Below are 11,446 nucleotides of genomic sequence, written 5' to 3'. Positions count from 1 at the left end.
AAGTTCAGGGTTGGTCCTGGTGTGCCGGAGGCGGAGCGGCGGCAAAGCTTTTACGAGATAAGCAATTAATGGGGAGGAATCTCTCCCGTGATGGCGACGCCACGGTGGGCGTTTTGCGGCGAATCGCCGCTTGCGCGGGCGACAGCGACGGCGGCGCGCGGCGCACTGCACACGGCGCAAACGCGCTCAGCCGGCCATCGCGGGATTCAGGTCGACCAGGCGGTTGCTTATCACGTAGAACGTAAGCTCGGCGTTGTTGCGCAGCTTCATCTTTTCGAGCAGGCGCGTGCGGTACACGCTGACCGTCTTCACCGACAGCGACAGCGTAGTCGCGATGTCGGTGAGCCGCTTGCCCGACGCGAGCATGCACAGCGTTTGGTATTCGCGATCGGAGAGCTTTTCGTGCGGCAACTGCTCGCCGTCGAACGACACGTAGTCGGCGAGCGCCTCGGCCATCTCGGGGCTCACGTATTTGCGGCCCGCCGCGACCTGCTGGATTGCGCCGATCATCTGCGCGGCGTCGACGGTTTTCGACAGATAGCCGGACGCGCCGGCCTTCAGCGCGCGCACCGCGTACTGGTCCTCGCGATACATCGAGAACATCAGCACCGCCACGCGCGGCGCCTTGCGTTTCAAGCGTTTCAGCACTTCGACGCCGTTCATGTCTGGCAGCGAGATGTCGAGCAGCACGACGTCGAAGCTGTGCTGGCCGACCGCATCGAACGCTTCGCTGCCGTTTTGCGCCTCGGCGACCTCGCGCGCGATGCCGCGATCGAGCAGCAACTGGCGCACGCCCTGGCGGACCACCGCGTGATCTTCGACGATCAGGATGCGCAGGCTCATGGTCGCGAGCTCACGATTGCAGCGCGCGCCGGCTGGCGCGAACCGTGGAGACGGGGGCGAGCAGCGCGTCCCAGCCGAAGCGGGCCTGGATCAGCGTGCCGCGTGGGGACGTGCCGGAGGCTGAAGCGGTGGCATCGTTGGCTTCGACGGCACGGTTCACGCTGGCGCGCCGAGCGCTCACGCGCAGCGTGCCGTCGAACGCGACGCAGCGCGCCTGCATGCCGGCGAGGCCGAAATGGCCGCCGTGCTGACTACGGTTTTTTTTGTGACCGCCGCGCGGCATGCCGATGCCATCGTCGCTGACGAACAGCTTCAGATGACGCGTGCCGGCTTCGATGCGGACGTCGACGCAGCTCGCACGCGCGTGCTTCGCGACATTGTTCAGCGCTTCCTGCGCGACGCGGAACACCGCGAGCGCCGCGTCGGCGGATAGACGCGCGAGCCGCGCGTCGTCGCTGCAGCCGAACGAGGTGTGCAAACCGGTGCGCGCTGCGAAGTCGCGGCTCCAGTGCCGCAGCGCCGCCGCGACACCCATCTCGAACGACGGCGCGTGCAGTTGCGCGACGGCCTCGCGGTTGGCCGCGCACACCGCGTCGAGCGAACGGCTGACGACCGCCAGCGCGGCCGTGCATTGCGACGGCGCGTCGGCAGGCAGCCAGGTTTCGATGCCGGCGAGCGCAAAGCGCGTCGCGGTCAGCTCGGCGCCGACGCCGTCGTGCAACTCGCGCGCGACGTGGCGGCGCACGCTCTCCTGCGCGTCGACGAGTTCGGCCGACAGCTCGCGTACCCGCGCCCGTAATTGCGCGAGTTCACGCTCGATGGCCCGCGACGGCGCGTCGACGCCATCACGTGCCGCTGACGATGTCAGCAGAGCGTTGAATGGGACGGCAGTCGACGTATCCATGAATGTCCCTCTCAGGAAGCGGTGGACGGCGAAGCGGGTGCGCACGTGCGGCGCGGAAAACGCGAATCCCGGCGCTATCGAGTCCAGGCGTTCGTCACACATAGCGCGTGACGGATGAAACACTATGGCTCAAAGTAACGAAATTTACATTCAGTAACAACTCGGACGTACGACAGGCGTGATGAATTCGTCCGAACTGGCGGCGCGATGATATCTCAAAAAAATAAAAAATGCAGTCGTACCAAGGGTTAGCGCTGAGTCCTCACCTGTCACTTGATGTCTTTTGCATAACCTGGTGTCAGAAGAATACCGACATCAAATGTTAGGCGGATGACGGCAAATTGTAACGGGCAACAAAAAAGGAGCCCGTAGGCTCCTTTTCGTGAATTCGCGGCGCGCGGGCCGCAAAAACGGGGGTATCGCTTAGCCGACGAAGGCCTTTTCGACCACGTAGTGACCCGGGTCGTTGTTGCTGCCTTCCTTGAAGCCGAGATCGTCGAGCAGCTTGCGCGTGTCGCGCAGCATGTGCGGGCTGCCGCACAGCATGATGCGGTCGTTTTCGAGCGAGAAGCCCGGCACGCCGAGGTCGGCGAACAGCTTTTCGGTTTCGATCAGCTCGGTGATGCGGCCGCGGTTCTGGAACGCTTCACGCGTGACGGTCGGGTAGTACAGCAGCTTTTCCTGCACCAGTTCGCCGAGGTGCTCGTGCGCCGGCAGATGGTCGGTGATGTATTCCTTGTACGCGAGTTCGTCGACGAAGCGGCAGGTATGGGTCAGCACCACGCGCTCGTAGCGGTCGTAGATGTCCGGATCTTTAATGATCGACATGAACGGCGCGAGGCCCGTGCCGGTGGACAGCAGCCACAGCGTCTTGCCCGGCAGCAGGTTGTCGGCGACCAGCGTGCCGACCGGCTTCTTGCCGATCAGCACTTCGTCGCCAACCTTCAGATGCTGCAGGCGCGACGTGAGCGGGCCGTCCTGAACCTTGATGCTCAGGAATTCGAGATGTTCTTCGTAGTTCGCACTCGCGAGGCTGTAGGCGCGGATCAGCGGCTTGCCGTCGACCTGCAGCCCGACCATCGTGAACTGGCCGTTTTCGAAGCGGAAACCCGGGTCGCGTGTGCAGGTAAAGCTGAAAAGCGTATCGGTCCAGTGATGGACGCTCAGGACGGTTTGTGAATTCAGGTTGCTCATGGCTTCTTGGATAGTGCGAAAACAAAGGCGGCCAGTCGTCTGAGCCGGCCGGCACGGCAAGGGCGATGCTGCGCTGACCCGTGGTCGGGAGTCACGCGTAATCCGCCATTTTACCGTGCCCGCGGTTGCGGGGCCTCGGCGCGGCGGTCGAGCGTGGTGAAGCGGGTTGCCGGACCAGGAAGCGTGGGCGCCGGTTTCTGGCGCCGCAAAGTACGTTGGCGTGAGTGCGGCCGTGCTTCAGCGGGGTACGGCGATTCGGCGAATGCCGCGCAGGGCGGCTGCCGTTCTGGCTCACTCGGGCTGTCCGGCGGGCGCGAAAGCGGCGCCGCGCAGACAACGACTTCAGGATCATACCGAAACGCGACGTGCGCTGCAGCATTGACCCTGCTGATAAAACTGGCAAATGGCGCGAAATCGCTCGATGGCGCGGGGTTTTCGCGGGAATACGCACGGCGCCGCTGCGTTTACGCATGACGCGAATCGCGCGACGCCACATAGCGTCGTGGCGTCGCGCGATGCGTCCTGGCGGCTGGTGCCGTCCGTGCGAGTAGGAGGTGTCAAATGGAAGCTTCTCGTTCGATGTCTGTATCCCGTTCATACGTCGGTTTCGATGGGCCGGCGCATAGGACGAAAGGGGCACGCACCGTGTGCTTCGCGCGCTCCGTGCGTTATGCGGCGTGTGCAGCCGGTGTGCTGGCTTTATCGCTGGGGACGGCCTGGGCCGAGGCGCAGGAGGCGATTCTGCCGCCGCAGGCGGTGACCTCGTCGACCGTGCCGACCAACGGCGATCTCAATCCGTACGGCATTGCCTTCGTGCCGGCCGGCGTGCCGTCCTGGAGCACGCTCAAACCGGGCGACGTGGTGGTGTCGAATTTCAATGCCAAGTCGAATCTGCAGGGAACCGGTACGACCATCGTCAAGCTCGTCTCCAATAGCAATCCGGTGACGTTCTTCCAAGGGCACAATCTCGGCCTCACGACGGCGCTTGCCGTCCTCAGAAGCGGCTTCGTGCTGGTGGGCAACGTGCCGGCCCCGGACGGCAAGAACGTGGTCGCGCCGGGATCGCTGCTGATCCTCAATCCGCAGGGCGGGCTGGTCCGGGAGCTGAAGGATGCCAACCTGCTGGATGGCCCGTGGGACCTGACCGTGATCGACGGGGGACGATTCGTCAAAGTCTTCGTCTCCGACGTGTTGAGCGGCAAGGTCGCGCGGATCGATCTGGCGATCGGAGAGAACGGCGTGCAGATGCTGCCGAGCTCGACCATCATCGCGTCGGGCTATGTGCACCGCACCGATCCGGCGGCGCTCGTCGTCGGCCCGACGGGCCTCGCGTACGACCCGCAGCATGACGTGCTCTACGTCGCCTCGACGGGCGACAACGCGGTGTTCGCCATCTACGGCGCCGCCGGCGCGAAGCAGAGCGGCGGCGTCGGCCGGATGATCTATCAGGACAACACGCACCTCCACGGTCCGCTTGCGCTGGCGCTCGCATCCAACGGGCATCTCGTGACGGCCAATGGCGACGCGGTCAATCCCGACCCGCAACAACCGAGCGAAATCGTCGAGTTCACCGTCGACGGGCAATTCGTCGCGCAACTGTCGGTCGATGCGGCGCCGGGCTCCGCGTTCGGCCTGGCATTCGGCCTCGATAGCAAGCGCCATCCGCAGTTCGCCGCGGTAGACGACAACACGAATTCGGCGACGGTCTGGACGCTGCGTCCGGACGGCCAATAAGCGGAAGCCAATAAGCGGCAGCACAACGACGGGTGAGGCCCCGTGGGCATGGACGTAGCGGCGTGGCGCCGCGTCCATCCGAAGCGAGGGGATTGCTTTGATATCTTCGGTACACAGATATGAGGCTGACGCGACGAGGATCGCGCCAACCATCGGTTATGCAAGGATATTTACCTGAGTCGATCAGGTGACGCCGGACCGACCCGGGCGACCTGCTCAGGCCGCCGCCGCGCGCCGGGCGCCGCGCTGCTTCAACACCCGCGCCTGCAGCACGATCACGAGCAGCAGGAACACGCCGCGAATCACCGACTGCCAGTACGCCGACAGGCTGATAAAGCCCAGCCCGTTCTCGAAGTTCAGCAGATTGAACACGAGCCCGAGCAGCAGCACGCCGGCGATCGTCATCGCGACCGAGCCTTCGCCGCCCGTCAGCAGGGTGCCGCCGAGCACCACCGCCGAAATCGCGAACAGCTCCCAGCCGACGCCTTCGTTCGGCTGTCCCGCGCCGAACTGCGCGGCGAGGATCACGCCCGCCATGCCGGCGAGCAGGCCGCTCACCGCGTAGGCCATCACCAGCGTGCGGTCGACGTTCAGGCCCATCAGCCGCGCGGCTTCCTCGCTGCCGCCGATCGCGAGCGAGTGCCGCCCGAAGCGCGTGCTGCGCAGCGCGAGCCAGCCCGCCACCGCCGCGACCAGCGCGACGAGCCCAGGGATCGGCAGGCCGAACAGATCGCCTTGGCCGAAGTTGCCGAAGTTCGAATCGGCGGCGATCGAGACCGCGTCGTTCTTGCCGAGCAGCAGCGCGACGCCGTGCGCGCCGAGGCTCGTCGCGAGCGTAACGATGAACGGCAGGATTTTCATCCGCGTGATGATGATGCCGTTCAGCACGCCGACCGCGAGCCCGGCCGCGCAGCCGGCCAGCACCGCGACCCAGCCGCCGTAGACGCTCGCCAGCGCGGCGACCACGCTGGCGAGCGCGGCGACCGTGCCGACCGACAGATCGATGCCGCCGGTGATGATCACGAAGGCCATGCCGATCGAGATCAGCGCGAACATCGAGTTGTAACGCCAGAACGACGTGATGTTGTACGCCGAGCCGAAGTGCTCGTAGCGCGCGAGGCCGAAGACGACCAGCGCCGCGAGCGCGAGCAGGATAGGAAGATTCTTTTTCATCGCATCGAGTCCTGAGGTGTCGTGCGGGATAGCGGGGTGGACGGCGGGAGTGGGCAGCGCGAACGCATCAACGCGAGCGCCGCTGCACATATACCGCCGCGACGATGATGCCGGCCTTCACGACCAGCGCCGCCGCGTCGGGAATACCGTGCGCGAGCAGCGTGTAGCGCAGCAGCTGGATGATCAGCGCGCCGATCAGCGTGCCGCCGATATACGCCTTGCCGCCCGTCAGCGCGGTGCCGCCGACGGCGACCGCCGCGATCGCATCGAGTTCGACGCCGAGCCCGACCACGTTCGCATCGGAGGACGAATTCACCGAGATCGAAATCAGTCCGGCGAGCCCCGCGAGCGCCGCGCATAGCGTGTAGGCGATCAGCTTGACGGCGGCGGTCGGCACGCCGCATAAATAGGCGGCCTTCTCGTTGCCGCCGGTGATCAGCAGATACTGGCCGAACAGCGTCTTGCGCACGATCCACACGAATACGGCGACGAGCGCGAGCATCAGCAGCACCTGGAACGGCACGCCCGCGACCTTGCCGAGCGCGATCCACTGGAAGGCCGGCGTGTTGAACGCCTGCAGGCTGCCGTCGGTGACGACCTGGGCGATCCCGCGTCCGGCGATGAACAGCACCAGTGTCGCGACGATCGGCTGCACGGATAATCGCGTGACGAGCAGGCCGTTGAACACGCCGCAGGCGGCTGCGGCCAGCACCGGCAGCACGAACGCGAGCACGATGCCGAGCGGCCCCGGGATGTTCAGGAACAGCATCGGCGCGAGCGCGCCCGAAATCGCCATCGACGCGCCCACCGACAGATCGATGCCGCCCGTCGCCACCACCAGCGTCATGCCGATACCGACGATCACGATCGTCACGACCTGCGTCATGTTCACGTTGAACGTTTGCAGCGACCAGAAGTGCGGCGTGAAGATCAGGTTGAACAGCACCATCGCGAGCAGCACGATCACTTCGCGCTGCATCGCCAGATGACGCCATTTCTGCACGGTGCCGGTGGACCGGGCGGGCGGGGTGTTGGTCGATTGCATGGCGGCGCCCGACGCCTCGGTGCGTAGCGAATCTGAATGCAGCTTAAGCGCCATGACGGTCGCCCTCCAACGCGTCTTCGATGTGTGCGGATTGGGCCGCTTCGGCGAGCACCGATTGGCCCTCGCTGCCGTACGCGATCGCATCCATGATCGCGGTCTCGCTCATGTCGGCGCCGTTCAGTTCGGCGACTGTGCGGCCGTCGCGAATCACCACCGCGCGATCGGCGACGGCGGTCAGCTCTTCGAGTTCGGACGCCGACAGCAGCACCGCGAGCCCCGCGTCGCGCAACTCGCGCACGATCTTCGCGACGTCCGCTTTCGCGCCGACGTCGATGCCGCGCGTCGGTTCGTCGAGCAGCAGCAGCGACGGCTCGGCCGCGAGCCAGCGCGCGAGCAGCACCTTCTGCTGATTGCCGCCCGACAGTTCGCGGATCGGCTGATCGGGCGAGCGCAGCTTGATGCCGAGCGACGCGATGAAGCGATCGACGATCGCCTGCTGCTTCTTCACGTCGACCACGCCGTTCTTCGCGAGCGTGCGCAGACACACGAGCGTGAGGTTGTCGCGCACCGACAGTTCGGGGACGATGCCTTCGCCCTTGCGGTCTTCGGTCAGATACGCGAGACCGCGCGCGATCGCGTCCTGCGGCGACTTCAGCGTGACCGCCGCGCCGTCGATCGTGAGCGAGCCTTGCGCGAGCGGATCGGCGCCGAACATCAATCGCATCGTTTCGGTGCGGCCCGAGCCGAGCAGACCGGCGAGGCCGACCGCTTCGCCGGCATGCACTTCGAGCGACGCCCCGTTGACCTTCGGCGGCGCGCCCAGATTTGTCGCGCCGATCACCTGCTTGCCGCGCTTCGCGAGATTCGCCTCGCGCGACGCGGTGTCTTCCTGCACCACGGCGGCGAGCGTGCGGCCGAGCATCGTGGTGACGAGCTGCAGCTTGTCCATCTCGGCCATCGTGCTTTGCGCGACCGTCTGGCCGTCGCGCATCACGGTCACGCGGTCGCACAGCGCGTAGAGTTCGTCGAGCCGGTGCGACACGAAGATCACCGCGCGGCCGTCGTCGCGCAGCTTGCGCACGACGGTGAACAGCAGTTCCACTTCGCGTTCGTCGAGCGACGAGGTCGACTCGTCCATGATCACCATCTTCGCGTCGGACGACACGGCGCGCGCGAGCGCGACCATCTGCTGGATCGCGGTCGAATAACGGCCCACCGGTTTCTTCACATCGATCTGCAGACCGAACGATTCGAGCAGCGCCGCGGCGCGCTGCTGCACCGTGCGCCAGTCGATCAGACCAAAGCGGCGCGGCTCGCGGCCCAGAAAGATGTTTTCCGCGACCGAGCGGAACGGCACCAGGTTGATCTCTTGGTAGATCGTGCTGATGCCCGCTTCGCGCGCCTGCTTCGGCGTGCGGAAATCGACCTCGCGGCCTTCGAAGCGCACGCTGCCCGAGCCGCGCCGATACGCGCCGGTCAGGATCTTGATCATCGTCGATTTGCCGGCGCCGTTCTGGCCGATCAGCGCGTGCACTTCGCCCGCGGCGACGCTCAGATTCGCGCCGCGCAACGCGGGCACGCCGCCGAAGCTGATGCCGATGTCCTGCATCTCGAGCAGCGGCGAACGGGTAAGAGGGGAGTGTGGCGTTTGCGTGCCGGATTCCGTCACGGGGGTTCTCCTGATGCGGATACTGCCGGTGGTGCCGATGTTGCCGTCGAGGCGGGGCGCGCAGCGCGTTCGGCGCGGGCCCGGCGCGCATGAGCGCGGAGCAATCGCCGAACCATGGTACGCCGCATAAAAGCGAAGCGACGGTCCGTGGTCCGTAGGGCACGGGCGCGTCGCTTCGAACCCTTCCCGCCACCCGCCCGACGAGGAGACTTTCATGGAAGGCGGGTGACTTCCTGCTACAACGCTGAAGCGCCGGAGGAAGCCCCTGAAAGCGCGGCCTTCAGGGGCGCTTCCCCAGGTCCGCGATCAATAGCCGTACTGCATGCTCTGCTGCACGTTTTCCTTGTCGTAGAAGCGGTCCGACACCTTGACCCACACGGGGATCTTTTCGCCCTTCGCGTAGCGTTGCGCGACGTCGCAGGCGAGCGGGCCGAAGAACGGACTCGACTGCACGCTCGCGCCGAGTTCGCCGGCGGCGATCGCATCCATGCCGCCCTTGGTGCCGTCGATCGTGACGATCTGGATGTCCTTGCCCGGCTGCTTGCCGGCCGCCTTGATCGCGGCGATCGCGCCGAGCGCCATTTCGTCGTTATGCGCGTACACGGCGGTCACGTCCGGATGTGCCTGCAGCAGCGTTTCCATCACCTGACGGCCCTTGTCGCGCGCGAAGTCGCCGCTTTGCGACGCGATGATCGTCATGCCGGGGTTCTTCGCGACCACTTCGTCGAAGCCCTTCTTGCGATCGTTCGCGGCCGACGCGCCGGTCGTGCCTTCGAGTTCGATGATCTTCGCCTTGCCGTTGGTCGCCTTGACGAGCCAGTCGGCGGCGCGGTGGCCCTGATCGATGAAGTCCGAGCCGATGAAGGTGATGTAGTCGCGGCCCGCCTTCGCGACCGACTGGTCGACGTCGCGGTCGACGAGGATCACCGGAATGCCGGCCTTCTTCGCCTGCAGCACGATCGGCGCGAGCGGTTTTTCTTCGCGCGGCGGGAACACCAGCAGATCGACGTGCTGCGCGATCATGCTTTGAATATCGGAAACCTGTTTGGAATTGGAGCCGTTGGCGTCGGTCATCACGACCTGCCAGCCGCACTTCGCGGCGACGTCCTTGAAGCTCTTGGTTTCGGCGAGACGCCACGGGTTGTTGCTTTCGGTCTGCGCGAAGCCGACCTTCAGCGGGGTCTTGTTGGGCAACTTCGGCAATGCGTCGTCGGCGTGCGCGGCGGCGCCCCCGAGACCGATTGCCAGAGCCAGCAGCGAAGCTGCCAGCGGACGAATCTGCTGCTTGCGCGCGAGCTCGCGCGACTGCGTGTTGAGCGACGCCATGTCTTCCTCCAGTAACCGGTAACGGTGTATTTGCTTTTTGTGCTGCTCGGGATTGCCGCGTGTCGCGCGGGAGCCCGACGCTGATTGCGCCGCCGACGGGACCCGTTGGCAATCGCCTGGCGCGGTCCGTCTTCCCGACTCGACGTGCCGATTATTCCATTCGGAATTATTATCGGTCAATCACTAATATTATTAATTATTGGCTGTTTCGCCTCGGTAATTACCCTGATCGACGCGCGTTCGACCAGCGGGCCGTCGAGTTTGACCGTGCGATGCCGCACCGGCGCGCCGGCCGCGCGGTTGTGCTCTTCCTGCAGCAGCGTCTCGACCGCCCAGCGGCCGAGCTCGTAGTTGGGCAGCACCACCGTGGAGAGCGGCGGGTGCGTATGACGGGCGATTTCCTGGTCGTCGTAGCCGAGCACGGAGACGTCTTCGGGCACGCGCAGGCCGAGCTGCTTGAGCGCTTCGATCGCGCCGATCGCGGTCAGGTCGTTGGCGCAGAAGATCGCGGTGGGCGGGTTGGCTTCGCGCATCAGCGACAGCGTCAGCTCGAAGCCGAGGCCGGAGCTCCAGTCGCCGTCGCGCACGAGTTCGGCCGCGAACGGTAGATCGGCGGTCGCGAGCGCGGTGCGGTAGCCCTTCAGGCGGTCTTTCGCGGCATCCTGCCACGGCTCGCCATTGATGTAGCCGATGCGCCGGTGGCCGGCTTGCAGCAGGTAGTCGGTCGCCAGATGGCCGCCCGCGACCTCGGCCGGCACCACCGACGAAAACGCGCTGTCGCCGGTGTAGCAGTTCAGCAGCACCGTCGGCACCTGCGACAGCGCGGCCGGCGGCGCGACCTTGCGCGTGTAGACGGTCGCGTAGATCACGCCGAACACGTGCGGGTTGGTGAGCACCGTGTCGAGCACCTGCTTTTCGATGTCGGCGTTGCCGTGCGTCGAGTAGACCGCGAGCATCTTGCCGCTCGCGTAGGCGGCGTCGCGCGCGCCGTCGACGTTGACGACCGGATGCGGGCTGGTCGAGATTTCGTCGGCCAGATAGACGATCAGATTGCGCTCGTCGCCGGAGGTCGTGACCGGCTCGCGCAGCGACATCCGGTAGCCGAGGTCGTGCGCGGTCTTCAACACCTTGTTGCGGGTGGCTTCGGAAAATTTCGCGCCGGCCGCGTTGTTGAGCACCAGCGAAACGGTGGATTGCGACACGCCGGTGAGCTTGGCGATGTCGGTCATGGTCGGGCGGCGTTGAGTCGATTTTTTCATTGTGCGGGCCGCGGCGAGGCGGCGCGAAAGCAGGGGGATACCGCTGGCATCATGCCGATGACGGTACCACTAATAATATGTGTGCGGCAACGCGCGCTAACCCGTCATTTGGAACAGTGCTTTCGGTACGTTACAGGGTCTCGTGAACAATTTTATTACTAATAATATTGACTGGGCAGGGCTTGTCGTGCGATTCTCGATCGCGCTGGCTCGATACAGTCCGCCGGCCGCGTGCTGTGCGCGGCCCGTTACAGGAGACACGAATGCACGTTGACGCCGCCCTCCGCTCGCGGTTTCCC

General features: G+C 65.5%; 9 protein-coding genes. 1 reads left to right on the top strand and 8 read right to left on the bottom strand.

Annotated elements, in window-relative coordinates; all coding sequences use genetic code 11:
- Positions 1-186 precede the first annotated feature (186 nt).
- The 3 genes from rqpR to HHL14_RS21445 all read right to left on the bottom strand — a co-directional run bounded on the left by rqpR (position 187) and on the right by HHL14_RS21445 (position 2,941).
- On the bottom strand, positions 187-843 hold the full coding sequence (rqpR, locus tag HHL14_RS21455; protein ID WP_169499622.1) for a response regulator transcription factor RqpR: 657 nt from the start codon (positions 841-843) through the stop codon (positions 187-189).
- Positions 844-853: 10 nt separating this feature from the next.
- Positions 854-1,747 carry a sensor histidine kinase gene (locus HHL14_RS21450; RefSeq protein WP_169499621.1) on the bottom strand — a complete coding sequence of 298 codons (894 nt, stop codon included), beginning with the start codon at positions 1,745-1,747 and terminating at the stop codon, positions 854-856.
- 423 nt (positions 1,748-2,170) lie between these two features.
- The gene (locus HHL14_RS21445) at positions 2,171-2,941 is read right to left on the bottom strand and encodes a ferredoxin--NADP reductase (protein ID WP_169499620.1); all 771 of its coding nucleotides are present in this window, start codon (positions 2,939-2,941) and stop codon (positions 2,171-2,173) included.
- Positions 2,942-3,712: 771 nt separating this feature from the next.
- Here HHL14_RS21445 and HHL14_RS21440 point away from each other — a divergent pair.
- The gene (locus HHL14_RS21440; protein WP_169499746.1) at positions 3,713-4,675 is read left to right on the top strand and encodes an NHL repeat-containing protein; all 963 of its coding nucleotides are present in this window, start codon (positions 3,713-3,715) and stop codon (positions 4,673-4,675) included.
- 216 nt (positions 4,676-4,891) lie between these two features.
- Here the strand turns inward: HHL14_RS21440 and HHL14_RS21435 are convergent, their stop codons facing one another.
- The 5 genes from HHL14_RS21435 to HHL14_RS21415 form a co-directional block, all read right to left on the bottom strand.
- Positions 4,892-5,848: an ABC transporter permease gene (locus HHL14_RS21435; protein WP_169499619.1), complete on the bottom strand. Its 957-nt coding sequence runs from the start codon at positions 5,846-5,848 to the stop codon at positions 4,892-4,894.
- A gap of 67 nt (positions 5,849-5,915) precedes the next feature.
- Positions 5,916-6,893, bottom strand: a complete 978-nt coding sequence (locus tag HHL14_RS21430; protein ID WP_169499745.1) for an ABC transporter permease — start codon at positions 6,891-6,893, stop codon at positions 5,916-5,918.
- 43 nt (positions 6,894-6,936) lie between these two features.
- On the bottom strand, positions 6,937-8,502 hold the full coding sequence (locus HHL14_RS21425) for a sugar ABC transporter ATP-binding protein (RefSeq protein WP_206002446.1): 1,566 nt from the start codon (positions 8,500-8,502) through the stop codon (positions 6,937-6,939).
- Positions 8,503-8,868: 366 nt separating this feature from the next.
- Positions 8,869-9,888 (bottom strand): ABC transporter substrate-binding protein, encoded by a 1,020-nt coding sequence (locus HHL14_RS21420; protein WP_169499617.1) that lies wholly within the window; start codon positions 9,886-9,888, stop codon positions 8,869-8,871.
- 176 nt (positions 9,889-10,064) lie between these two features.
- Complete coding sequence (locus HHL14_RS21415; protein ID WP_169499744.1) at positions 10,065-11,117, bottom strand: LacI family DNA-binding transcriptional regulator; 1,053 nt, start codon at positions 11,115-11,117, stop codon at positions 10,065-10,067.
- Between the last annotated feature and the right edge of the window lie 329 nt (positions 11,118-11,446).

It is taken from the genome of Paraburkholderia antibiotica, assembly GCF_012927125.1.
Lineage (GTDB): Bacteria > Pseudomonadota > Gammaproteobacteria > Burkholderiales > Burkholderiaceae > Paraburkholderia > Paraburkholderia antibiotica.
Note: the sequence above shows the minus strand (reverse complement) of the source record. Positions and strands in the feature narration are given on the sequence as shown.

Excerpts from the sequence above, each read along its gene's own strand:
- rqpR (WP_169499622.1), bottom strand. The coding sequence starts at position 843 with ATGAGCCTGCGCATCCTGATCGTCGAAGATCACGCGGTGGTCCGCCAG.
- HHL14_RS21450 (WP_169499621.1), bottom strand. The coding sequence starts at position 1,747 with ATGGATACGTCGACTGCCGTCCCATTCAACGCTCTGCTGACATCGTCA.
- HHL14_RS21445 (WP_169499620.1), bottom strand. The coding sequence starts at position 2,941 with ATGAGCAACCTGAATTCACAAACCGTCCTGAGCGTCCATCACTGGACC.
- HHL14_RS21435 (WP_169499619.1), bottom strand. The coding sequence starts at position 5,848 with ATGAAAAAGAATCTTCCTATCCTGCTCGCGCTCGCGGCGCTGGTCGTC.
- HHL14_RS21430 (WP_169499745.1), bottom strand. The coding sequence starts at position 6,893 with ATGCAATCGACCAACACCCCGCCCGCCCGGTCCACCGGCACCGTGCAG.
- HHL14_RS21425 (WP_206002446.1), bottom strand. The coding sequence starts at position 8,502 with ATGCAGGACATCGGCATCAGCTTCGGCGGCGTGCCCGCGTTGCGCGGC.
- HHL14_RS21420 (WP_169499617.1), bottom strand. The coding sequence starts at position 9,888 with ATGGCGTCGCTCAACACGCAGTCGCGCGAGCTCGCGCGCAAGCAGCAG.
- HHL14_RS21415 (WP_169499744.1), bottom strand. The coding sequence starts at position 11,117 with ATGACCGACATCGCCAAGCTCACCGGCGTGTCGCAATCCACCGTTTCG.